The organism is Rhodoferax sp. RT4P68, assembly GCF_056521305.1.
In genome coordinates this window covers 125046-148662 of sequence record NZ_JBWMBB010000010.1, presented here as the reverse complement: position 1 = coordinate 148662, position 23617 = coordinate 125046, and the positions used below count along the sequence as shown (strand labels likewise).

Annotated in this window: 23 protein-coding genes and 1 pseudogene; 1 reads left to right on the top strand and 23 read right to left on the bottom strand. The window is 68.3% G+C overall.

Annotated elements, in window-relative coordinates; all coding sequences use genetic code 11:
* Nucleotides 1–119: 119 nt before the first annotated feature.
* The gene (locus AC099J_RS21095) at nt 120–455 is read left to right on the top strand and encodes a hypothetical protein (protein WP_479617247.1); all 336 of its coding nucleotides are present in this window, start codon (nt 120–122) and stop codon (nt 453–455) included.
* A 5-nt stretch (nt 456–460) separates the two neighbouring features.
* Here the strand turns inward: AC099J_RS21095 and AC099J_RS21090 are convergent, their stop codons facing one another.
* The 23 genes and pseudogenes from AC099J_RS21090 to AC099J_RS20980 all read right to left on the bottom strand — a co-directional run bounded on the left by AC099J_RS21090 (nt 461) and on the right by AC099J_RS20980 (nt 23340).
* Nucleotides 461–3232, bottom strand: a complete 2772-nt coding sequence (locus tag AC099J_RS21090; protein ID WP_479617246.1) for a conjugal transfer protein TraG N-terminal domain-containing protein — start codon at nt 3230–3232, stop codon at nt 461–463.
* A gap of 18 nt (nt 3233–3250) precedes the next feature.
* Nucleotides 3251–4699 (bottom strand): conjugal transfer protein TraH, encoded by a 1449-nt coding sequence (locus tag AC099J_RS21085; protein ID WP_479617245.1) that lies wholly within the window; start codon nt 4697–4699, stop codon nt 3251–3253.
* A gap of 8 nt (nt 4700–4707) precedes the next feature.
* Nucleotides 4708–5574, bottom strand: a complete 867-nt coding sequence (gene traF, locus AC099J_RS21080; protein WP_479617244.1) for a conjugal transfer protein TraF — start codon at nt 5572–5574, stop codon at nt 4708–4710.
* A gap of 9 nt (nt 5575–5583) precedes the next feature.
* The gene (locus AC099J_RS21075) at nt 5584–6000 is read right to left on the bottom strand and encodes a hypothetical protein (RefSeq protein ID WP_479617243.1); all 417 of its coding nucleotides are present in this window, start codon (nt 5998–6000) and stop codon (nt 5584–5586) included.
* Entirely contained in the window at nt 5997–8207 is a 2211-nt protein-coding gene (gene traN / locus AC099J_RS21070; protein ID WP_479617242.1) for a type-F conjugative transfer system mating-pair stabilization protein TraN, read from the bottom strand. The genes AC099J_RS21075 and traN overlap by 4 nt, the downstream gene beginning before the upstream one ends.
* Nucleotides 8208–8217: 10 nt before the next feature.
* Nucleotides 8218–8991 carry a type-F conjugative transfer system pilin assembly protein TrbC gene (trbC, locus tag AC099J_RS21065; RefSeq protein ID WP_479617241.1) on the bottom strand — a complete coding sequence of 258 codons (774 nt, stop codon included), beginning with the start codon at nt 8989–8991 and terminating at the stop codon, nt 8218–8220.
* On the bottom strand, nt 8978–10006 hold the full coding sequence (locus AC099J_RS21060; protein ID WP_479617240.1) for a TraU family protein: 1029 nt from the start codon (nt 10004–10006) through the stop codon (nt 8978–8980). The genes trbC and AC099J_RS21060 overlap by 14 nt, the downstream gene beginning before the upstream one ends.
* Entirely contained in the window at nt 10003–10638 is a 636-nt protein-coding gene (gene traW / locus AC099J_RS21055) for a type-F conjugative transfer system protein TraW (protein ID WP_479617239.1), read from the bottom strand. The genes AC099J_RS21060 and traW overlap by 4 nt, the downstream gene beginning before the upstream one ends.
* A complete protein-coding gene (locus AC099J_RS21050; protein WP_479617238.1) occupies nt 10635–11072 on the bottom strand; it encodes a hypothetical protein in 438 nt (145 codons plus the stop codon). The genes traW and AC099J_RS21050 overlap by 4 nt, the downstream gene beginning before the upstream one ends.
* A gap of 12 nt (nt 11073–11084) precedes the next feature.
* The gene (traF, locus tag AC099J_RS21045) at nt 11085–11657 is read right to left on the bottom strand and encodes a conjugative transfer signal peptidase TraF (protein ID WP_479617237.1); all 573 of its coding nucleotides are present in this window, start codon (nt 11655–11657) and stop codon (nt 11085–11087) included.
* Nucleotides 11654–12019, bottom strand: a complete 366-nt coding sequence (locus AC099J_RS21040) for a hypothetical protein (protein WP_479617236.1) — start codon at nt 12017–12019, stop codon at nt 11654–11656. The genes traF (AC099J_RS21045) and AC099J_RS21040 overlap by 4 nt, the downstream gene beginning before the upstream one ends.
* Nucleotides 12016–14592, bottom strand: a pseudogene (traC, locus tag AC099J_RS21035) (type IV secretion system protein TraC). Before traC ends, AC099J_RS21040 begins: the two are co-directional and overlap by 4 nt.
* A gap of 17 nt (nt 14593–14609) precedes the next feature.
* A complete protein-coding gene (locus AC099J_RS21030; protein WP_479617235.1) occupies nt 14610–15284 on the bottom strand; it encodes a TraV family lipoprotein in 675 nt (224 codons plus the stop codon).
* Nucleotides 15281–16117 (bottom strand): DsbC family protein, encoded by an 837-nt coding sequence (locus AC099J_RS21025; protein ID WP_479617234.1) that lies wholly within the window; start codon nt 16115–16117, stop codon nt 15281–15283. Before AC099J_RS21025 ends, AC099J_RS21030 begins: the two co-directional genes overlap by 4 nt.
* The gene (locus AC099J_RS21020) at nt 16101–17519 is read right to left on the bottom strand and encodes a TraB/TrbI/VirB10 family type IV secretion system protein (RefSeq protein ID WP_479617233.1); all 1419 of its coding nucleotides are present in this window, start codon (nt 17517–17519) and stop codon (nt 16101–16103) included. Before AC099J_RS21020 ends, AC099J_RS21025 begins: the two co-directional genes overlap by 17 nt.
* Complete coding sequence (locus AC099J_RS21015; protein ID WP_479617232.1) at nt 17516–18433, bottom strand: type-F conjugative transfer system secretin TraK; 918 nt, start codon at nt 18431–18433, stop codon at nt 17516–17518. The genes AC099J_RS21020 and AC099J_RS21015 overlap by 4 nt, the downstream gene beginning before the upstream one ends.
* 46 nt (nt 18434–18479) lie before the next feature.
* Nucleotides 18480–19046 (bottom strand): type IV conjugative transfer system protein TraE, encoded by a 567-nt coding sequence (gene traE, locus AC099J_RS21010; RefSeq protein WP_479617231.1) that lies wholly within the window; start codon nt 19044–19046, stop codon nt 18480–18482.
* Nucleotides 19047–19061: 15 nt separating this feature from the next.
* Entirely contained in the window at nt 19062–19361 is a 300-nt protein-coding gene (gene traL / locus AC099J_RS21005) for a type IV conjugative transfer system protein TraL (protein ID WP_479617230.1), read from the bottom strand.
* A gap of 22 nt (nt 19362–19383) precedes the next feature.
* A complete protein-coding gene (locus tag AC099J_RS21000; protein ID WP_479617229.1) occupies nt 19384–19743 on the bottom strand; it encodes a hypothetical protein in 360 nt (119 codons plus the stop codon).
* 67 nt (nt 19744–19810) lie between these two features.
* Nucleotides 19811–20116, bottom strand: coding sequence for a hypothetical protein (locus AC099J_RS20995; RefSeq protein ID WP_479617228.1), 306 nt, complete (start codon nt 20114–20116; stop codon nt 19811–19813).
* Nucleotides 20113–20652: a lytic transglycosylase domain-containing protein gene (locus AC099J_RS20990; RefSeq protein ID WP_479617227.1), complete on the bottom strand. Its 540-nt coding sequence runs from the start codon at nt 20650–20652 to the stop codon at nt 20113–20115. The genes AC099J_RS20995 and AC099J_RS20990 overlap by 4 nt, the downstream gene beginning before the upstream one ends.
* A gap of 138 nt (nt 20653–20790) precedes the next feature.
* Nucleotides 20791–21300, bottom strand: coding sequence for a hypothetical protein (locus AC099J_RS20985; RefSeq protein ID WP_479617226.1), 510 nt, complete (start codon nt 21298–21300; stop codon nt 20791–20793).
* 681 nt (nt 21301–21981) lie between these two features.
* On the bottom strand, nt 21982–23340 hold the full coding sequence (locus AC099J_RS20980; RefSeq protein ID WP_479617225.1) for an IS1380 family transposase: 1359 nt from the start codon (nt 23338–23340) through the stop codon (nt 21982–21984).
* Nucleotides 23341–23617: the final 277 nt, after the last annotated feature.

Sequence of the window (23617 nt, the reverse complement as noted above, 5' to 3'; positions counted from 1 at the left end):
TGGAATCCTGCAAGAGCGCGGGCCCCGCATCTATGGCTCTAAGGTAGCTTGCATGTCTCCGAACAGACCGAGGTCCTTGAAGTTTTTTTCAGCAGTGCTAGGCTCGCCTGCGACAAGCCATGCGAAAACTCATCTTCCTGCTGTTCCTTGCGATCGGCGTCGGCCTGGGCTGGTTGTCGGCCCGGCACGACGAGATCGGACTGCAGATCGTCATGATGATGATCGGTGCCATGTGCGGCGGAGCTATCGGCGGCGCGCTGTCCCAGATCGGATCTCGGAATCCAAATCTTCGGCCTCTGCAGACCGAAGAGGAGCGTAATCCGATTCCCGGGATGGGGATGTCTGGTCGCGACTTGGCCGCAAATTTCTGGCGTGACAAAGGACACCCGCCCTTCATGAAGCCGCCACGTCCTGAGCACGGCGTTCACATGCTGGACGCCGACAAGAATATCTGACCGAACTATTTTTTCAACGCGTCCTTCAAGGCGCGTCTGGCGTCGTCGATCACGGGTGAAGCATCCTGGCGCAGCTGGTTGGCAGATCGTTTGATCAGTGAGCTTTCGGAAGCCAACGTGCCATCCGTTGTACTAGTGACGTTGGCTTTGCGAACAAATCGATCCTGGTTGTCCTCCACATCGGATCGGATCTGGGCGCCATCGTCGCGGATCGACTCGCGCAGCGCAGACGGCCTGCCGTTACTGCGTGGACGACTTTGAGCGCCTTCATTCCGCTCGATGCCCTCGCGGTTGGCTTGGTGTCGTGCGGCCAGATCCGGCGCGAGCGAGGCGCCGGCCGCACCGCGTCGATGTTGATCGTCGAGGTCGCTGAACGTCGTAGGCAACGCGGTACCGTCTGAGAACACGCGATTCGGTCGCAGAGACTGCCGCGCCAGTTCTGAGGCCATGAGGACTTGCGCTGAGGCACTGTCGCCACCGTATTGTTCGGCGTAACGCGTGAACATGCGCAGGTTGTGAGGATCCTGGGCGATGTCGATGGCGATGCTGTCACCGCGTTCGTGCGCGGAGGACACGCGTTCGGCGAAGGCCGTGCGTTCGGAAAGGCTCGCATCGGCGCGTTCTGAGCGTGCTGCGGAGGAGCTTAAGCGCGCGGAGAGGTCCTGGGCCTCGAGTGCGTCGCTGGCGAGTACCTGAACGAAACTGGTATCGCGGGTGGCTCGGTCGCCGAACTGTTTGAACGCGGCGATCTGGTCGCTGCTCAAGGATCCCAATGCACGCTGTTCTTCTTTTGAAAGACCGGCGGTGTAGTTCTTGTCCGCACTTGCCTCGCCTTGCAGCCCAGCAAGCGGTGTGCTGATTCCAACTCGGCCAGATACGCCAAGAGCAATCCGCGCAACTTGAACCTGCGTCAGCCCTGTGGAATCGGCCACGCTCCGGCTGATCTGATCCAGCTTGTTGAGCGATTCCCCCAACTGCTCGTAGCTGCTCGAAGTTGACCCACTGCTGCTGCGCGACGACCGCAACTTGGTCAGGCCCTTCGTGAAGGCTTCCGTCAGAACCGATGACCGTTCGTTGCTCGCCGCCACCGACTCCCCGCGCGCCGCATCCACCTGCCGACTGGCATCCTGCACATCCTGCTCCGACACCCGCATGGATACGACGCGTGACGCGTAGCCCTGGTTGCGCAACAGGCTGACCGCCGTACGCCCCGTCAGCACGTTCGAAGAGAAGGTGTTGCCGGACAGGTCATGCTGCCAGCTACCCATGAATGCCGAGCTGCGGTTGGGCGCCAGCTGAAACTGGTCCATCGACACATTGCCGAGCGTGGTGTTGCCGATGGCGGACATCGACGTCGCGCCGGAGAGCGCGCCCTGCAGCCCCGACAACCCACCGACCAGCGCCGTGCCGAAGTTCTCCATGCGTTTGAGCGCCGCCCAGGCGACGAACGGGATGCTCATGGCCAGGTAGCCGACCACGGCTTCGCCAGATACCGCCCGCCCGTAGATGACGGAGGCGGTCTGCAGCGCCAGCGCCTTCGCCCCGTTCCCCAGATCCGCTGCAGCCGCCAGGTCGTAGGCCGCGTAGATCGACGCCATGTAGTTCAAGATCGCATACAGCGGTGGCCAGAGCTGGATCCAGATCAGGATCGACGCGTAGCCCTTGAAGGCCAGCATGGTCTCGCGCCCGCTGGTGAGCAGCAGCAACAGCACGAACAGCGGGAACAGCGCATAGGTCACCGCCTCGATCACGTTGCGGAACACCGGGAGCGCCTGCTCGGCGACCTTGCCGTAGTTCAGCCAGGATGCGTTCATCTGCGCGAGCGCTTGGGCGCGCCCGACCGCCAGCACCATGGCGGCTGGGTCGTTGACCTTCTGGCCGACGATCCGGCCGGTGTCCTCCAGCGCGTTGAGCATGGCGTTCTGGCGGATCAGATCAGCGGCCGTAGCCGACGCGTTGGCGATGCCATTCTTCAGATAGGCCTGCTGCACCTGGCCGGCGATCACGCTGGCCGCCGCTGCCGCCGGCAGCGTGGGGTTCAGCCGGAACGCGATGCGGCCCTGGATGCGCTGGATCTGCGCCGGCAGCCGGGCGTTCAGGCTGTTGTAGACGTTGGGGCAGGTGTCGACGCCCACACTGCCGCTGGTGGCACTCAGTGTGCTGAACCGGGCCGGGTTGGGTGACGCCATCAGCGGCCAAACGTCGTCGGACGCTGAGAACACGGCCGGGTCCAGGGTGCCGTCCACCAGGTCGTAGGTCGTGCAGTTGTGGATGAAGTTCACCAAGTCCGTCCGGAAGCCGGGATCCTGGAACACCACGTTGCCGGTCTCGCGGATCAGCCGGTTGCCGAACATCAGCCCGTTGCGCTGGTAGCTCAACTCGGCCGGCAGCGCGCCCGGTCCGGGAATGACCTGGAAAGCGGTCTCGAACAGCCCGGTCAGCGTGTGGCCGATCGTGCTGGTCAGGCCGCCCAGCAGCGCGACGCCGAACGGCACGTTGTCGACCACCTTGACGGCCGAACCACCTGTCTTGTCCACGATGCCGACCGAGACCTTGGGCACGATCAGGATGCCGAAGACCAGCACGACGGACGCCAGCCACTTCCAGCCCTGCAGCTTCTCCGGGGCGAACACGTAGGCGACCATGGCCGCGACGAAGCCGCAGAAGGCGACGGCGGCGACGGCGGACGCGTAGTCGCTGGACGCATGGATGGCGGCGGCCGCGTTGAACACGCCGAACAGGCTGTCTGCGTTCTGGTAGGCGTAGATTTCCCACATGGCCGGCACCGCCTGTCGCTATCGGCTGCCGTGGGCCGCCTGCTGCCCCAGCATGTCCATCACGTGCTGCGGCATGCTGGAGCGCAACTGGCGCTCCAGCTGCTCCAGATGGCTGGCGACGGCCCGGAACGATCCGACCTTCTGGTACAGCAGGTTCTTCTCCTGCGACAACGCCAGCAGCATGGCCTGCGCGCGCTGGCGGATCTGCTGCGCCTGCTCGCGCTGGCCCTGCTGCAGCGTGTAGTCCTTGGCCAGCGCCGCCATGCCCACGCGCAGGTTGCGCTCCAGGAACACGTAGGCGTAGTCGGCCGCGATCACGTCCCGGTACTGGGCGATCAGGCTGTCGGCCAGGCCCGAGCCCGGGATGCTGGTGCCGACCGACAGCATCTTGTAGACCGGCTCCGTCGTCTGGTTCACGAAGCCGACCTCGGCCGAGTGGTTCGGGATCGCGGTGCGCGTGGCGATCTTGTCGGCGATGGAACGCATCAACGCTTCCACCCGCGCGGTGAAGGGCTGGTGGCTGTAGGCCGTGTTCAGGGTCACGGTGTCGCAGTCCGTGGCGTTGTTGCAGCGCAGGAGGTGCTGGACCACGTTCGTGCCGGTGCCGGCGGCCTGGCCATACAGCAGCTGGCTGATGGACGTCAGCGCGGGGGCGATGGGATCCGGATCCCGTCCGGACTCTTCGGGATGGAAGATGACCGTGCCGACCATGCTCATGATCAGTTCACGCTCGTCGTCGCTCAGCGTGCTGCCGGTGTGCTGCAGCGCCTTCCAGGTCAGGTTGCCGACGAACGGGGCCTTGTGCCGCAGGTTGGCATCGCCGGAGGATCGGGCCGACGCCAGGATGCCGGGCCGGTTGGTCGCGCAGCGCCGGCGTGCCGCGTCGCGGTCACTTTCCAGCCCCATCTCGACCGCCAGATCCGCGCAGCTTTCCTGGCTGCTGTAACCGACTGCCTCGGCCGCTGTGCTGACCATTGCCTTGGCGGTCTCGCAGGAGTTCATGCGCGCGTTGTTGATCCAGGTCTCCAGGCCCTTGGCCCACTTGGTCAGGCCGCCCAGCAGCGGCGAGACGGCTTCGAGGGCCAGCTGGAACGCGATGCCGGGCAGGGCCGCCGTGATGTTGCGCAGCATGTTCTTGAACTCCTCGGCAGAGATGTGGCTGAAGCTGCCGCCGAATACGTCGATGCCGCCGCAGCCGGCCTTGGCGCTGGGGAACTGGATGGCAGCGAGCTGGTAGACCTTGTTGGGCGAGCGCATCATCAGATTGCCACCGGTGTAGGTGTTGTAGGTCTGGCCACGGAAGGCGCCCGGTGCGGTGTAGTTGCCGATCGCGCCCAGGTTGTTGAACATGTCGTTGACCTCACTGTTGAGGTCGGCGCGACCGGGCGTCGCAGTGGCCAGCAGGGTTGCGGCCAGGAAGACCGCGAACATGCGTCGACTGGCCGGAGGGGGATCGGACAAGTGCATGGGACCTCCTATGGAAGTGCGAGCCGCCGTGTCGTGCCAGGCACCATGGCCTGGTTCTCCGGCGACATCACGATCGCAATGCGCTCCAGCAGCTGCGACTCGGACAGCACGCCGAAGCCGATCGGGGTGATCGTTCCAGAGCTGGGCTGCGCCAGGAACACCGCCGGCACCTGGCTCACCTGCAGCGTCGTGGCAATGCCGTTGTCGCGGCGTGCCTGCGGAAAGCCCGGCATCGGGCCACCGTCGACGCTGATGGCCACGACCTGCAGGCCATGCCGCGCCTCCAAGGCTTTCAGCACGGGCGCGAATGCATGGCAGTAAGGGCAGTCCGAGCGGAAGAAGAAGAACAGCACATGGTCCTGGCCCAGGCGCGCCACGGACGCGGAGCGCTCGGTCTGCTGCTGCCGTTCGAACACATCGAGCGCAGTCGCGTTGACGGGCCGGCCGTACAGCGTCGGATCCAGCGACGGTGTGGCCCAGGCCACGCGCTGCGCCACGTCCGCGAAGTACGAGGCGCGGCTGACGACCTGCATCTCCAGTTCCATGTAGCGGCGCACGTTGGGCTCGGTCGGCCGCATGATGGCGATGTTGCGCGTCTCCTCCAGGCTCTTCTGCAGCCGTTCGAAGGCGATCAGTTCGGCGGGGCGTGCCGGTAGTGTGGGCGCTGCAGGGATTCGCAGTGCTGGGGGAGCTGCGGGACTGTCCGCATCGAGCGCCGGCTCTTCGTAGAAATGCCAGCCGCGCCACCTGTCAACCCAGTACGGCGGCTGGACGCCGTCGGAACTCGCAGGCGACTGGCCCTGAGCCAGCGCCATGCCCATGCCCAGCCATGCACTGGCCAGCAGCAGGAAAAGACGATGAACACCTATGGCCATGTCACACCTTCACGATCGCGAGCGCGGAGGCAGCCCATCCAGGCAGTAGTCGATGCCGAACTCGATGGTCTGCCGGCGTGGTGCGGAGGTCTCGGGCAGATGCACGCCGTCCTGCCAGATCAGCACCTTCAGGCGGCTGCAGCCGGTTTGCTGGTAGCGCTTTACGGTCGATACGTCGATCAAGATTGGCGAGATCGCCCGGAACTGCCGCGTGATCGCTTCGGCCATCGATCCGGTCAGCACGCCATGCGCCGTGCCGTCCGATGACTGCAGGGCCGCCAGCATCACTGGTCGCGCATCGGTCACTGGGCTGCGAACGGGCTCGGCCCGTGGGGCCAGCTGCACCCACAGCATGGCCAGCACCAGGGCCAGGTGCAGCGAGGCGCGCAGGGCGACACGCAGGGCGGCGACATGGTGGGCTATCACGGGCACCGCCCCTCGCCGTAGTAGCAGTCACCCGCCTTGCCCGTGTTCCCGGCCTGGACGGCCGCCGCATTCGGCAGCGTCGGCACGATGGACGCATAGAACTCGCTGAGGTCCATGTGCCCGAAGTCCAGGCTCTGCAGCTGCGCGACGGTGAACCCCGAACAGTCGGGGTTACCGGCACCACCCCAGGACTTGCCCAGCTGCTGGCGGCCTTGCTGCTGGATGATGCGGGCCAGGGCCGAGTTGAAGCAGCACTTGTTGGTGGTGTAGGTGCGGCATGACACGCAGCGCCCGTGCACTCTGATGCAGGACGAGCAGTAGGTGCCCACCGCATGGCACAGCCGAGCGCCTTCCTTCATGGCCAGCTGGCCTTCCTCGGCGTCGCAGGACAGCGCGGCCATCACGACGTAGATCACAATGGCGATGACCAGGCTCCACGGGTCGAACGCGATCACCAGGCTCTCGCCGGCATACAGAACCGACGAGCCGGCAGGCAGGGCGGTGCCGTTGACGGCCACCGTCACGCCATAGCTGGAGAAGCTGCCGCTGAAGCCGCCACTGGTCAGCAGCGCCTGCGTGCCGTGGTACAGAAACTCGCGGTTGCCTGCGTTCATCAACACGTCGTAGACCAGCCGCGAACCGACGCCGTAGATGCTCTGGTTGGACATGCTGCGGCCGGCCGCGTCGGTCATGCAACAGTTCTTCAGCATGCGGTCCCGGCAGCGGTTGGGCTCGCCACGGAACACCTCCAGGCGGTCCGTATCCATGTAGACCCCGGCCTCACGCGCGGCTTCGAGGAAGGTCATCGTGCGCGCGAAATCGGCGTCCGGCGGGTGCGCGGTGCTGAAGCAACTGCCGGCCACGCAGAACACGTCGGCCGGGCAGTTGCGCGCCGTGGCCGCCGTGGCGGGGGCCACGGGGCAGGCGTAGGTGTTCTCGGTGAGGTCACAGGCGCCGGTGGCTGGATTCGTCTGGCGGCACACGGAGGCGGTCGGCGTGCAGCCCGCCGCCGCCAGGGGCGCGCATTCATCCGTCGCGGCACCGGAATGGCAGGACAGCGCGGTGTCGTAGCGCCAGCAGGCCCGCGTGACCGGCACGCCGTCGATCAGTTTGGTCGCTGGGCCGTCGACGCAGCGTGCCGCAGCCGCGACGCGGCACCGGCTGTCGCTGGCCGCTGCCGGGCACCGGTCATCCCAGCGGTCGATCTCTGTCGCGGTCGTGTGCGGGCGCGTGAAGCGCAGCGACAGCGCCGGGTTGTGGCCGTACAGAGGGTTCACGCGGTAGCCGGCGCCGGGCCGGCTCGCGTCCTCGATGAACGGGGGTTCGTCTGTGCAGACCTCGGCCGACTCGCCTTCGGCTCGGCAGACGCGTCGCGATGGTTCCGCCACGTAGCCCGTCATCTGGCAGTCGTGGCCGGCGCACACCTCGCCGACGATCCACAGCGACCGCCCGGTGTCCCCCCATGCAGTCGGGGACAGCGGCTGCACCGGCTGCGGGAACGCCCGTGCGGCCCCCACGTCGAGGTTGAAGTACAGCGGCGCGGCCTGGCGATCTGTCGCGCGCAACCGCTGTTGGGGCTGGTCGGGCAGGCACTGCACGGCGAGTTGCAAGTCACCGGATCCGCCCAACACGGACCACGATCCCGGTGCGCAACTGTCGGTGCGCTCGACCTCGACGGTCAGCGTGCGCGCGCACGCTGCAGTGGTCGCGCCCGCGCCTTGGTGGCAGATCCGGGGCTCGGTCGCGGCCGTCGGCACCGTGTCGACCTGGCAGCCGCGGTAGAAGCTGCCGAGGTCTTCCAGCACCGCACCAGGGTTCGCCGCGACGCGGCGCGCCCCGAGTACGGCGGGGTCATACGGCAGGACCGGTGCGCGCGGTGTCTGGGCGGAGGCCTGGGCGCCCAGCAGTGCCTGGCAGACGGGGTCGCCCGGTGTCAGTGCGCACGCGGCCAGTCGGCTGCTGCTGGCGCCCGACAAGTTGGGTTGTCCATAGTGGGCGCGCTCGGGTGGTGCGATGGTGTAGCCCGGCACCACGGCCGAAGCACCCGATGTGGTGATGCCGCCGCGGACGACGGATTGCACCGCCTGGCCTGCGGCCAGTCCTTCCTGGTGGGCCTGCGACTGGGCAGCCGCCTGGGTGACGACGAAACAGCCCAGCGTGCACCACACAACCGCACGGTGCAGGCAGGACAGGAGACGCGGCGGCATGACCAATCCCTCACGGCCGTAGCCGGGCCAGGAACAGCGCTGCGTCGGCCTGGAACGCGGGCGCAGCCCGTTGCATGTGGTCCAGCGCATGGTCCAGGCTAACGTCGCCGGCCGCCTTCACGAAGGCCTCCGGTGCCGCGCAGGTGCCGCTGACGCAGGACACCGGGCGCGCGCCATCGCGCACCAGCACAAAGCTGGGGACGTGCGTGACGGCGAAGCGGTCGAAGGCCGGTGGATCGATCTGCACGGCGATCCGGCGCTGGCCGATCAGCCCCTGCAACGCGGCGACCGTGGTGCGCAGCGAGCCCTGCACGAAGCCGCGCAACACCACGGTGGCGCCGGCGCGTGCAGCTTGGTCGAGCAGGCGGTCCAGCGTCGGCCGCGGCACTGTCAGGCTGATGAACACCATTAGGCCAGGGCCTGGGTGCAGACCCGCTGCCGTGCCGAGGGATGCGGTGGACGCACCGTAGCCGCGTGCGATGGCTTCCAGGTCGAGTGGTGTGTTCGTGCGCGGTTGGGGCAGGGCGTCGAGCCGGAGTGGTGCAGGGCTTGCAGCGGGGTCCGACGCGTCCGCGCCCGTCCCGCCGTGTCGGCGATGTGCCTCATGGATGTCGCGCTCGGTCAGCACCGGCTGGGCACGGCGCAGACGGTCGATGTCGGCGTCGGTGATGGTCGGCGCCTGCGCGCTCGCCTGCGCGAGCCACGCCAGGGCCACGAGGGCTGCCGCGTGGCGCGCAAGTCGCGCGATGCGGCTGCCAGCGCTTGGACGGTCAGTACCCCACACAGCAGTTCCTTTTGCGAAACAGCATGAAGCCGAAGTCCTCGCCCCGGACCGGGAACTCCTTCCCCGCGCCCCAGGTCACCGTGGTGCGGCCGAATGGCTGGCAGCACTTGCCGGCCTCCTGGGCCGTGTTCGGAATCGGATGCGTCAGCTGCGTCTTGTAGGCCGTCTTGTCCATGACCGGCGCAAAGTACGGCCCACACAGACCCGGCGTGCCGTGCCAGCCCCAGGCGATCAGCTCGCGGTGCAGCTTGGCCGTCAGGCGCTGTGCGATCAGCGCGGCGGTGCGCACGCCGCCCAGGTGGTAGGGCACGTGGCCGTTCATGGGATAGACGCCGCCTTGACAGCCCGCGCACCAGAACAGTTCGGGGATGCCGAAGCCGGCGGTGGCGGCCACGCAGTCGGCCGCGCAGGCCGCGACGGCGACGGGGTTGGCAAACAGCAGCGCGTCCGGGTGCAGGATCAGGCTCAGCTCGTCGTCGGCCCACAGCGGGTCGACCTCGGTCAGGTAGGCCAGGTCAAATGACCCGCGCTCCAGACAAGGAGAATCCGTCACGACGCCCAGGTAATACAGCACCGGGTTCGCGTAGTAGTGCGCCTGGTAGAAGCTGCCACCGTCGCCATCGCCTTCCGGCCGTGTGAAGCGCGCGGCCTCGGGTGCAGGCAGGCCCGGGTTCAGGTCGATGCCGCCCAGTGCGCTCAGGCAAAACGGTTTGCGCACCACCTCCACATGGCGCGCCGGCTCCCAGAAGCCGACCGACAGGCCGAGCACCGGGTTCACGCCGCAGCTGCACAGCGGGGCTGCGGGATTGGCAATGTCCTCCTGGTCGCCGAAGTTGCCGACGCGCGCCGCGCCGATGCTGATCGGCAGGATGCAGCTCCAGCAGATGTCGGTGATCGGGTTGGGGAACTTGCCGGTGCAGGTGGTCGCCCCGACGGATGTGGCACTGACCGCCAGGGCGAGTCCGGCCAGCCATCGCCACCACGACCACCGGCGGGCCCACGGTCGCTGTTTCATGGCACAACCTCCAATTCGTCGATCCGCAGACGCCGACCTTCCTGCGACACCAGCGCCGGTACCTGGGTGATGCCCAGGCGCTGCGTCAGCCGGCCGTGCTGGTCGTAGTAGACGGGCACGCGCCAGGACTGCATCAGGTCCAGGTAGGAGCCTGCCGTCAGGACCGGTTTGATCCGGGCTGGAGTTCGGGCCATCAGCACGCGCGCCTGGCGGACCTGGCGGCTGTCGCGGGCGTCGAAGAACAGCAGCGGGCGGGACAGCGACACGACGTCCAGCGGATTGGCGCGCGTGCCGGCGGCGAACAGCAGCTCGCCCTGGGCGCCGACGATGTTCTGGTCCAGCGTGATGCTCGGATCGACATGGAAGCTGCGCGCCACCGTCGTCGTGCGCACGCCCTCGACGGCGGCGGGTTGCCGCACGGCCGCGATGCCGCGCGCGCGGGCCTGGTCCTCGATGCGGGCCAGCTCGCCGCTGCGTTCCTTCTCGCGCAGGCGCTGCTCGATCATCTGCAGCAGATGCGGCTCGGCAATGGGGTAGGTGGGGCCGATGGTTCCCAAGTCGATCGCCGGGGCCGGCAGTCCGGCCGCAACCAGTGTCCAAGCAAACCAGCGGAGACAAGCGAGCGAGCTCATCGGCGCTCCTCGCGCGGGCACTGGAGCTGCGCTACCGCCTGGTGCCGGGCCATGCGGTCCTGCGTCGCCGCTGCGCGGATCAGGCCCATCAGCGCGGGATCACCGCCTTGCAGCGCCATCGCGCGGCGCAGGCCTGCGGCATCCAGGGCCAGGCCACAGCGCAATCGGATGGCGGCCACGTACGTCCGGGCGCCGGTCTCCGAGGCCAGCGCGATGCGCTGCAGCAGCGCGAGATAGTCGGCGAGCTCCCGGTCGTCGGTGGACGAAGGACTTGCCATGGTGGTCAGCGGACCCTGGGCCGGGCTGGTCTGCGCAAGGGCATTTCCGTGCGTGCAGACGGTCAGCAGGCAGCCAAGCACGGCGGCAAGGGGTGGCGCGGCATGCGTGGCCTGGGGCCCGATGGTGGAGGTAGCGTGGGTGGCGTGGATCCGCATGATCTCGGCCCCTCAGAACAGCGGCACCACCACACCCAGCAGCTGATCCGCCCGCACCAGTCCGCTGTCGCGGTAGCGCGAGTCGAAGCTGTCAGCCGCTGTGCCCTGCACGAAGTAGTGGCCGGCCGGAATCACCAGCGGCGCGATCGGCGCCAGAGGCTGCCGGTCGAATGCGTGTGTCTTGGCCAGGCCGACGGACGCACCGTTGACCCGCACCAGCCGGTCCCGCACCGTCACGACGTCCCCCGGCAGCCCACACACGCGCTTGAAGAACGGCTGCGCGCGCAGGCCGGGGTAGCGCGTCTGCGCCGGCCCGTCGAAGCGGTACACGACCAGATCGCCACGCTGCGGGGGTGCCGTGCTGCTGTGCAGCCAGGCCACGTGGTAGGGCAGGCTGGGCGTCCAGTTGAACAGTAGCGGCAGCCGAGGCGTCGGGTCGACGAACAGGCGGGTGTACGCGAAAGCCCAGATCGCAAGGACCGGGGTGTACAGGTACCAACGCAGGCGCATGTGGCCGAGCAGGCCGCGCAGGTCGACCAAGCGGCGGGGCTGAGAGGCGGGAGGGGGCGCCAGGTCGTGGCTCATGGCAGCTCCACCTTGCGGCGCAACGCCGGCGTCAGATCCCGCGCGTGCGGGCTGCCGACCACGGCCGTGCGCAGCACCACCAGGCAGCCGCACTCGCGTGGCAGTTCGTCCAACGCCGCCGGCAGCCGCTGCGAGAAGCTGCGCGCCAGGGCGAGCGCCTGCTGCTTGTGCTCCTCGCTGCCGGTGGCGGTCAGCAATTGGGTGAACTGCGCTTCCTTGGCGCGGTAGACCTCGGCCAGGTCCACCGTGCCGATGGCCAAGGCCGGCCGCACGATCCAGCGGTCGTAGGCAGCCAGGCCCGCGCCGGCGACCAACGCCGAGACCGTGGCGGTACCCAGGGCACGGGACAGCAGCGTGGTCACAGCGTCAATCCCCGCTGCCGCAGCAGCTCGGTGATGGCCTCGTCGATTGACAGACCCTGCGCGCGCAGCGCATCGATCGGTGCGTTGTCCTCCAGCTTGTTCGAGAACAGCAGGTGCGTGGCCGGGTCCAGGATGTTACGCGCCACGCCTTCACCCACGGGCGAGGAGATGTACAGCTCCGAGAACACCCCGGCCTCGGTGCGCAGCGAATTCAGCAGGCGCTTCTTGGGCTCGTCCATGGTCAGGCGGCCCTTGCGGTCCAGCATCTCGATGGATTCGGGCTTCTGGCGCAGCAGGAACACCCAGTCCGAGCAGTTGAAGGCGGCCTCCATCTGGGCCGAGCCGTAGTAGTCGTCGGCGCTCTGGGTGGCCGTGCCCAGCGCGCCGCCGTATTTGCGAGCACGGCGGGCGGCTTCCTCCACGACAGCCGCTTTGACCGGATCGTCGGCGCCGATGTCGCCGAGTTGCTGCTTGAGTTCATCGATGAACAGCACCTTGCGCCGGTTGCGCGTCAGGTACATCTCGCCGGTGATCTGGTGCAGCAGCAGGATGTTGACGACCGCGTGCAGGTCCGGCCGGCGCTTCAGCTCTTCGTTCTCGATGACGACGAAGTCGTTGCTGAAGTCGACGTTGGCTTTGCCCTCAAAAAAGCGCTCGTACTGGCCACCGCGCGCATACGGGTTCAGCATGATGGCCAGGTCCTTGATGCGCTGGTCGTTGACCACGCCGAGCTCCGGCATGCTGCCGGTCTTGAAGGCGTCGCGCAGGCCGGTGACCGTCAGGTCCTGGCCGTGGGCGCGCCACAGCTGCAGCACCATGGCCGAGATCGCCTTGTATTGCACCTCATCGAGCTGGTGCTGCATCGAGCACATCTTGGCGATGCCGGGCACCAGCATGTCGATGTCCTCGTGGATGTCGCGCACGATCGTGAACGGGTTCAGGCACAGGTTCACATCGGGCCGGAACTCGATGTAGGTGCCGCGCGCCTTGCGGCACAGTTTTTCAAAGGATCTGCCCAGGTCCAGCATCCAGACCTTGGCGCCGATCGCGCGGTAGGACCAGGCCAGCTCGTTCATCAGCACGGACTTGCCGGAGCCGGGCGCGCCGATGATCGCGAAGTTGTAGTTGCCCAGGTCGTTGTCGAACAGGTCCAGCGTCATGAGCTGGCCGCGCCGGCCGCCGAACACCAGGGCCGGCGTGCGGGTGCCGCGCCATTCCGCGATCAGCGGCGCCAGGTGGATGGCGTTGGACATGGTCTTGCGCGTGACGCGGCGCATCTTGGCCAGATCCTTGTGCATGCGCGGGCTCAAGGTCATGGGCAGGCTGGCCAGCAGCGCCTGGCGGTGCATGTAGGCGTCGGCGTTGAGCTGGAAGCCGCGTGCGCGCCAGATCGCGTTGGCGGCTTCGTGCGCGGCCGCGGCCTTGTCCGGGTGCGTGAAGATCGCCAACTGGTGGTACAGGCTCACCAGGCTGCCACCGGTGTCGACGGCGTTCGCGGCGGCCGCCCAGTCGTCCAGCTTCTTGCGCACATCCGGCATGACGTCGGCCATCTTGGACTTGGCGTTCTGTGTCGCCCGCACGTGGTTGGCCGTGATGATGGACTTGGTGGCGTTGGGGTCCAGCATGTGCACGCCCAGCGTGATCAGGAACGGCGCGCTGTACTGCAGCGCCGGCTGCATCAGATCGCCGATCAGCGAGCCCATCTACCACAGCGCAAAGCGTTCCGGGAAGCTCTTGATCGAGTAGAAGCGGGCCTCCAACACGTCGGCGCTGGTCTCCTTCCACAGCGTCAGGCCGCCTGGGTGCGGGTCCTGGATGGTGTCGAAATCGACGATCTGGTCCCGGATCTCGCGGCCGTCGTCGTAGTGCAGCTGCCGGTCGTCGTCGAAGTTCAGGTCCGGATGGTCCGAATGCGCGATGCGGTCCGGGTTGGTGAACAGCGCGCACCAGTTGATCAGGTCGCTGGCGTCGCAGACGCGGTTGGGCAGCATGGCCGAGCGTAGCGTGGCGGCCATGGCGTCGCGCAGCGTCAGCAACGCCTCGCGCCGGGCCAGGTCGTCGCCATCGCCCGGGACCGTCACGCTCAGCATCAGTCGGAAGTCGCGCAGTGTGTAGTGGAAGCCCGATGTCAGCGAGGCCTGGGTGCCGTGCAGCAGGTGGTGCACGCGCTGGCGGGCGAGCTTGCGGAACAGGTTCTCGTCGGGCACCGGCCGGCCGAAGGGCTGGGCGCGCTCGGCCTGGTCGGCGTCCTCCACGCGCAGATTCGTGTATTGACGCAACTGCTGGCGGATGTGGGGCGAGGCGAACAGGTGGAATTGCAGGCCGGTCTGTGGTGGGCAGTTGGCGTAGAGCGACACCAATACCTCGGCCATGCGCTCATCGGCACCCGACTGCGGCATCAGCTCCAGCAGGAAGCCCAGGCCGTCGCGGTTCACGAACAGGCGTTCCTCGGCCAGATAGCCGGCGTAAGGCAACCAGCCGGCGAACTGCTCGGCCGGTGTGCTGGTGTCGAAGGCCCAGGGCCAGGAGGGACGCGGAGCGCGGTCCGCAGGGGGGTGTGTGTCGGTGTGCATGGTGAGTGCCTGACGGTTCAAGGCTGGCGCGCGCTGGGCTGACCCGGAAGTCCAGGCAAGCGCGGCAACGATGGGAAGCTGCCGAACGGCGAGGACGGACCGCTGCGCGAGAGGCTGTCGGGCAGCGACGCGCCGGGTTGCTCCGCCTCTGCGGGCGGTGCGTCCCTGGACCCGGCACCCGGCGGCGCGCTGATGGGCAGGTTGGGCGGCGGCTGCAGCGGCACATAGCGGTCGCGGATGCGCTGCTGCACATGGTCGAGCTGCCAGCGCCCGCTGTCGACCTGCACGTAGACATAGCCCTGGTCCCAGAGGTCGCCGTCGGCGTCTTCCCAGGGCTTGGTCCACAGACGCAGCACGCGTGGCGGCGAGCGCAGTGCGGTCCCGGCCAGAGATTCGGCGCCAGGCTCGGCTATGGCTGGCAACGCCCCGGTCAGCACCGGTCGCGAGGGCGCTGCAGTGGTGGAGGCCGAAGCGGCACCGGCGGGTGCGGCCGCGCGCGGCCCACCCGCTGGCGCTGCCGCACGCTGGCTCGGCAGGTTGTGATGCACAGCGTTCGCGTAGGTGCCCGACACCGAATCGCAGGCCACGCCATCGGGCGCCGCGCAGGCGTACCGAGATTCGCCATCCAGCCCGGACATGTTGACGCAGCCAGCCAGCAGTAGGGCCAAATTGAGCAGCAGGGTGGTTCTCATGGCCGCTGCCCCGCGTTGGCCGTGGCGCTCTGTGTGGCACTCGCCAGCCGTGCCTGCAGCACCGCCCGGTCCACATACCCATCGGTCCGTGAGCCATCGGCCCAGAACAGCGTGGGCGTTCCCTGCACGCGCAACGAACGCGCCAGCGCCAGGTTGCGGGCGACCGGGTGTTCGCAGCGCGCGTTCGGCTGCTGCGCGCTGGCATCACCCTGCAGCATCCACTGGTGCCAGGCGTGCTGGCGGTCGGCGGCGCACCAGATCGCGACCGGCCGCGCTTCGCCCTGAAACGGCACGAGGAAGGTGTGGATCGTCACGTCGTTCAACGTGGCCAGTTCGGCTTCCAGTTGCTTGCAGTAGCCGCAGCTGGGATCGCTGAAGACGACCACGCGTCGCTGCCCGTTGCCGCGTCGGACCGTGATGGCGTCGGCCAGCGGCAACTGGTCGATGGCCACCGGAGGTGGTCCGTCGGTGGGATCGGTCGGCGCCTCATCCACGCGCTGCGCCAGCTTCGGTCCGGTCAGGTCGCGCATGGCCTGCGTGTCGAACAGCCGTCCAAACAGGAAGTAGCGCGGCGTGGTCGCGTGGACGTAGGCGACATTGCCGTTCATCCAGACCTCGTAGAAGCCCGGCACCTCCGTGCGGGTCACCTCGGTGAACTGGGTGCCGGGATGGGCCTGGCGCAGCGTGCCCAGCAGCCGGGCGGCCTCGGGGTCGGCCAGCGCAGGCAGCGGTGCGTAGAGCGCGGCGCAGAGGACCGCGCCCACAGCGGCACCGAGCGCCATGGAAGTATCACGGCCGGTGCGCGGCCGTTCGCGGTCAGTAGGCTTGGTCATCGGTAGGCTCCAGGGAACGGGTGCCATGGCTACCGCCGGGACGTGTGATCGCGCCCGTCATGGCCGTCATCGGCACATCGATGCGCACGCCCTTGGTGATCACCACGTCGATCTGCCGGCCGGCATCGACCTCGATCACCGGGAAAGTGTTCTCGGCCAACTTGATGTAGTACTGCGCCAGGCGGTCCAGCGCCTTGCCGACGCCGCTGCCCAGGCCCGCGCGGTAGGCGTCGGCGTTGCTGTCGGTGCTGGCGATCGTGCCCAATGGCGAGCTGCTGTAGCTGGTGTTCGCCGTGGAGAGGCCCTGGCCGATGCCGCTGACCACGCCGGCCAACAGTGCGTTGGCCAGCATCTGGCCCTGCTTGGTCACCAGCCGGCCGCGCATGCCGACCTTGCCGTCTTCGCCGTAGACCGTGCCCTGGATCCGCACTTCCAACGACAAGCCGTCGCCGCGCACGCAGGACAGGCTTTCGGTGCGCAGGTAAGCGCGCTCCGAGCTGATGTCGCCGTAGCCGGCCGCGACCACGAAGCACTCGCGGTATTCGCCGCGGAACTGGTTCGGCAGCACGCTGTTGTCGGACAGGCGGACCAGCACCGGGTGCGGGTTCGACTGGGACTGGCCGCCGGTGGGCGCGTCCAGGCCGCCCAGCAGGATGCCGCGTGTGAAGCTGACGGGCAGGTAGGTGGCGACCGTGCGCGGGGCGTCCTTGGCGCGCGAGCCTTCAACGTTGCGGCTGCCTGCTGCGTCGAGATCGGCAGAAGCCGTCCTGCGTTCGGCCAGCGAGATGCGCGTGATGGCCGGCGTCGGCGGTGCGGGCGGTACCAGCGCAGGCGGCGGGCCGGCCGGCATGGCGCCAGTGGTGCCTGTGGCCAGGGGAAGCCGGGGTGGCAGTGCAGCAGCCGGTGGCATCGTGGTCGGACTGGAGGCCTGGGCTGCCGGGGATGCCACCGGTGGTGGGGCAGGTGCCGGCACCGGTGCTGCGGCGGACTGGCCGGCCGTCAGGCGCTGCTCAAGCTCGGAGAAGCGCTGCATCGTGCGCGCCTCGAAGGCCTGGCGGTCCTTGTTGAGCCGGCCCTGTTCCTCGCGCTCGGTCTCGTACTGCGCCAGCTTGCGGCCAGCGGTGCCGACCCATTGGTCGACCGGGTTGACCTGGGACCCGGGCGGCATCACACCGATGTTGGTCACGTCGCCCGGCTGCGTGGGGCGTTGGCGCGCAGCCCCGGCCGACGGCTGCGCGGCCGAGAAGCTGAACACCAGCCACAGCAGCAGCACGCCGCCGGCCACGATGGCCGCCAGCAGCGCGTACTGGCGTTGCCGTGGCGACAGCCGTTGCGGCAGGCCACCCCTGGCATGCGGGGCACTGGCCGTGGCCGGACCCGGGTGCGGTGTCGGCCCGTTCATCGCGTGCTTCCCCGGCGCAGCACGTAGACGCTGGTGGATTCGCCCGGCCGCAGGTTGTGGTGCTCGATGGCGATGCCCGTGACCTCGCCGCCAGCGCGACCGGCGGCACGGTCGAACTCCTGCTCGGCCAGCACCATGGGCGCCGCACCGATGTTCTGCAGCGCGTATTTCTCGCCGACGAAGCCACGGCCTTCGTACAGGCGCATCAGCGTGAAGCGGGTCTCGGCCCAGAGCTGCAGCGGCCGCTGCGCCTCCTCGACGCGGACATCTGAGGGCACGCGGTCCGAGACCATCGCGACCAGCAGTGCCTTCATCGTGCGCACGTGGTTGGGGGCGGGGCCGGCTGGCGTTTGCTCGTGTGCTTGGGGGCGTAACGCCCGGGGCGTCTTGTCCCGGATCACGATGGTGTCGGCCGGCGTGTCGGCGCGGCGCAGCAGCAGCGTGTAGGTGGCCGTCGCCGAGGACACGAACAGGTTGATGGGGCGCGTGCCGTTGCCGACCGGCCGCAGGTAGACCTCGCCCTTGTCGCGGTCGCAGGCGACGATCACGTCACCGGCCGCGTTGACCGGGCCGCCCAGGCTGCTGGCGTGGGCACCACCTGGTGCAGCAGCGGGCATCGCCGGCGCAGGCCCGGTGGCGCCAGGTCCGCAATGGCTGGAGTGGATGTTGCCGAAGACGTCGGTGATCGCAGCGCCGTCGATGCGCAGCCGCGTCGGCTCCTTGAGCGACACGATGGCTTCAGTGGCGACGCCGTCGCTGGCCTCGATCACCTGCAGCGCCTGGGCGGGCAGGCCGTAGGCGAGGGCCGTGACGACCAGGATGCGGCGGGCCGACGGCGGCAGCAGCTGCCAGCATCGCGTGCGATGCGCAGCAGCGGGGATGCGTGGCGCGTCCTGGACGCGGCGACCTGTCACGGGCAGCGGCGGCGCGCGACGCTGCGCAGTGGTTGGGCCCACAAGCTCACCTGACCGCATAGGGCACCTCCTGGAAGCCGACGAGGTGCATGCGTGCGCCGGCATGGCTGAATTCGATGCGGTAGGCCTTGAGGTCGTTGCCGGTCTCGTGGCCATTGACCAGCGTGCGCAGCCGTCCCCGCACGACCAGGCTCTGAGCGTCCTCGCTGGCCACCAGCTGCTGCGGCGCAAAGGCCGTGGTGGCGTTGATGCGCTTCAGGCGTTCGGCTTCCACCTCCTGGCGTGTCTTGAGCGCGCCGTACTGGGCCGGGTCCACGTAGCCGAGCAGCATGTCCTTCTTCCAGTCGATGGTGCTGGGCGTGACGTCCAGGACCAGCCAGGCGACGAAGCTGCCCATCTGCTCCAGGTACTCGCTCGATGCCCGTGCACCGTCGACCCAGAAGGTCTTGTGCAGCGTGGGCGGCACGACCACCGTGCGAACGGTGCCGAGCAGGGCCAGGATCACGGCCAGCGCGATCACCTGGCCGGCCGCGAGTGCGCCGACCGCCAGGCCGAGCCCTTTGTTGCGCCGGCGCAGATCCTTCAGGTCACCGCTGAGCCGTTCGAAGTCCATGGTCTGCTCCGTCGGTCAGCCGACCATGCGGCGGATGTGGGAGGGCGGGCTGGCCAGCATCGAGGTCGCCGGGTTCGTCGGCAGATGCCAGTACAGCCAGTGGATCGCGAAGGCCGGGTGCTTGTCTGCCTTGAGCCGGGCGATCCAGCGCGACAGCGCGATGCCGACGGCCACGCACACGGCGAAGGCACCTTTGCTCGACGTCAGGTAGCCGACGAAGAACATGAACAGGATGGGCGCGGCCACGTCGATGTCCCAGAAGCCGATCTTCCAGCTGTCGTCCAGCCGGCGCGGGATGTAGGTGTCTGCTTGCATGGCGGGCGTCGGCGGTGGCGGTTCAGACCACCGCGCCCATGATGGCGCCGGCGATCACCAGGCCCACGGCCGCGAAGATGGCCATGCCGACGTAGAACAGCACCGGGCCGAAGTTGCGCAGCGCTGACAGGCTGATCAGCGCGACCACAAAGCCAATGAAGCCGACCAGCGCCTTGATGGCCGGCCCTAGGTCGGCGATCTGTGCCAGGGCCGAGGTCATGGGGCCGGTGATGCCGGTGAAGGCCACCAGGTCGAGGGCATGGCCGGGCAGCGCCAGTGCGAGGCCGAGCAAGGCCAGGACCAGCAGGCCGATGAAGCCGAGCCAGCGGCGCGCGGGCAAGCGCGTTGGCGGCGTGGGGGCGGGGAGGGAGGCAGTGGTCATGGGAACTCCAATGGACGGGATACAGATGGCAGGGGGTGACGGGATGGCGACAGGCGTCCGACCCGCATCACGGTGGACGCTCTGGCACTGGGGCGACGAAGGTCTCGGCACGGCCATCGCGGCCCTCACCACCATGCACGGGCGCTGCCGCCTTGGCCGCGAAGGCCTTCGGCGTCGGCTGCGGGCACTGGCTGGATTCGCACAGCACGAACGACGCGAAGAGCCCATGGCCGCGCTGGGCCGCGCGCAGCGCGGCCGGCACGGCCGCTGGCGGCGCGGCAGGCTCCACAACCGGCGCTGTCGCGCAGCCGGCCAGCCACGGCGGCACCGCGATGCAGGCGACGCTCAGCAGAGGCAGCCAATGCGAGTTCATGGCGCCACCCTCACCATGAGGTTGGACGCCAGAGGCGCTGGGGCAGCAGTCGGCCTTGCTGTCTGTGCAGCGCTTGCAGCGCTGCCGGCCTTCGTCGTCGGCAACCGCTGGTAGACCTTCCAGGCATAGCCGGCGCGCGCACGCCGGCAGTCGTCGCCGTGGAGCTGGCTGCACGCGGCGTTGTAGGCCCCCACGCTGTCCCAGCTCACGCCATGGCGCGCGAACAGATCGGCCAGCAGCCAGGCGCCCACCTGCAGGTTCACGCAGGCATCGTGCAGGTCGGCCTCCTGGATGCCGTGGCGGGCCAGCTGCGGCAGGTGCCGGCTGTTGATCTGCATGAGGCCGATGTCGTAGCTGCCGGTGCGCTGCAGGTGGCTGCGGTTCACGGCCGCCGCGTCCAGGTTGGACTCGGTGCGGGCGACCGCGTAGAGCAGCTCCGGCGCGATGCCATGGCGTTGCGCGGCGGTGTCCCAGCAGGGCGCGGCCAGCGCGCACGCCGACATCCCCCACCAACCGACGAACACGAGTGAACGCATGGCATCCCTCCAGCGCGTGAAGCAACGACCCGCATGGCTGCGGAGCCCTGGGTGTGGACCGGCGGGCCGGTCAGGGTGGGGTGCGGGTGGAGCGCGTGGGGTGGTGCGGCACGGGGCCGCACCCGAAGCGGTGGTGCCTCAGTTCGGTGGGGCGGCCGCTGGCGAGACGCGCTGCTGCGCCAGCAGCCGCTCGACCATGTTGCGCCGTGCCTGGCGCAGCACGGCTGCACCGGAGGCGTCGTCCTGCTGGCACAGCGCGACGCAGGCCGTGGTGAACTGGTCGAGCTGGAACTTGGGGTGCGGGTGCCGGTTCAGCGGCGAGCACTGCAGGTCATGCAGCAGCTCGAACTGCGGGCGCCACAGCGACTCGCGGCGGCGCACGGTGGTGGGAGAGCGCAAGACCAGCGCGGTGCCCATGAAACCGAAGATGCGCTCGGCCACATCGGGCCGGGCGAACACGAGGGCGACACAGGCGCTCAGCAGGTCCGGGATGCGGAACATCGGCGCGACGTTGTCGCTGCGCCGGAGCAGGGCGTAGAGCCAGTCGTGCTCCTCGAGCCACAAACGGGTCTCGACGACGTCATGGGCTTCCGCAGGGCACGACGCAGCGTGCGGGGGCAGGGGGCTGGGCGACAGGGCAGTGAGCATGGCGTCGGTCCTTCGGTCTGCGGGTGACAGGGCGCGCGGTGGAGCGCATGGGATGGACGATAGGCCGGTGGCGGGCGGATGTCGCGTGGCAATGGGGGGTGATTTGGGGGGATTTCGGGGTTGGTGGGCTGCCGAAAGCAGTCGACCGCCACCATGCGGCTTCCGACTCAGGCGCGGCCAAAAGTCCGATGTCTGGATAGCAGCGGTTGCCGCCGTTGCCGTCTACAAGGCAAGAAACTCTTCGAGGCCAGTCCCGGTCGCGGAGGCCCCTGTCGCTTGCGTGGCTCGAACGACCGCACTGGAGCGCCCTGCGGCCATCGAAGTCACCGTAGCTCGGCAAATCTGAAGATCTGGTGATCCAATGACCGCTGCCCGCTGGTTCAAATGCGATGCAAGTCCGTTGCCGCTGTTCGAAGGTGCTGTCACAAAGGGCGGCAATCGGCGCGAAAGCGATCCGATTGACGAAGTTTCGGACCCGTGTGGTCGAAACTCCGTCAGCCTCTCCTATAGCTAACCCGGATATTTCACGCATGTAGCTAACGGCCTGCGCAGCGGGGCATCGCGGCGCGGATGTGAGCGCGCAAGGCTGCGATGGTGTCTGCAGCCAGGGTCCCGATCATCGGCTCGTGGATGCGGTCGCACCGACCCCCACCCCGGCTTGGGTTGCGGGCCGTTTTTGTGTCATCGCGCCGGCCAGGCGCTCGGTGTCAATTTCGGAGAGCGCAGTTGGCTCATGGCGTGCGCGAAGGTCTGCGCGCTGGGCCAGTTGGAGGCCAGGTACAGGCGGATGCGCCGCGTGTTGCGCGTCACCACTGCGCCGACCTTGAGCAGTTTGATGCGCAGGGTATCGACCTGCGCCGTGGCCAACTCGGTGCCCTGCAAGGCCAGCGCGCGCAGCCGCTCGATCAGCACGTAGCCCAGCGCGGCCAGCAGCATGCGCAGTTGGTTGGAGCGCAGTGCATGGCAGCTCGTGCGCGTAGCGAACAGGCCGATCTGCGCCTCCTTGATTCGGTTCTCTGCCTCGCCGCGCTGGCAGTACAGACCGTCGTAAAGCTCCTGAGGCTCGCCGCTGAGGTTGGTCACGATAAAGCGCGGATTGCAGCCTTGCGCGCCCCATTCGAGCCGCGTGATCACGCGCCGCTCGTGCGGCCAAGTCTGTGCGGCGTAGCTGAACTCGTCCACCATGCGCTGCTTGGCGCCCGTGCGCTCGTAGTCTTCCTTCATCGAGAGTTCGGCGAACTCCACCTGCGCCTGCAGCCGTGGGTTGCGCGCCAGGCCCACGATGTAGTGCACGCCGGCGCGCTCGCACCAGTTCAGGATGCGCTGGCGGCAAAAGCCTGAGTCGCCGCGGAACACGATGCGCACGCCGGGCCACTGCGCACGCAGCCGGCGCACGAGCAATTTGAGGATGGCCGCCGCGTGGCGCGCTCCATCGATATCGCTGGGCCGCAGGTAGGCACACAGCAGTTGCTGGCCGCAGAACACGTACAGCGGCAGATAGCAGTAGCTGTCGTAGTAGCCGTGGAAGAAGCGGCCCTCTTGCTGGCCGTGCAACGGGTTGTCGGTGGCGTCGAAGTCCAGCACCAGCTCCTCGGGGGCGCTCTCAACGCCGGCGATGAACTGATTGACCAGCACCTCGTGCAGCCGCCAGGCCGTGGCACGATCGGCCCACTTCTCCAGCCGGCACAGTGTGGGAGCGCTGGCGATCTCGCGGTCTACGCCGACGGCCGTCTGCACGGCTACGTCATGGCGCAGCGCGCCGTGATCGTTCAGGTCTTCCCAGCCCAACGCCAGACCGTACACCCGCTGGCGCAGCATGTCGCGCACGCCGTGCTTGATGAGCAGCGGGCTGCGCGGATCGGCGATGCAGCGCGCCGCTGCGTCCATCAAGCCCAGCTTGCGGTCCACCTGGCCGAGCAGCATCACGCCATCGCTGGTCATGCTGCCACCGTCGAATCGCCCCTCCACCACGCGTTGGCCAACACGGCCAAAGTCCATCGCGCCAACGTCAATTTCTTCGGTACAGTTTGGCTTCGGCATTGCCCGCTCGTTTGATCAAGATTCGACACCTCGATTTTCGAGCACACAAGAGCAATGCCGTCCTCGTTTTTGGGGCTACTACGGTGAAATATTCGGGCTAACGTGGCGCAAGAGGCGACTCGCACCAGCACCGAAAGAGGGGTCTAGAGGAGGGTTCGGAATGGGATGTGGCGGACGCAGTCCCGAAACCGCTTGCGACCGTTGTCCGGATAGGCCTCGTACCAGACCTTGCCGCCCGGGGGCATGGCCGTAGTGATAGGTACGGAAGCGCGGAGCC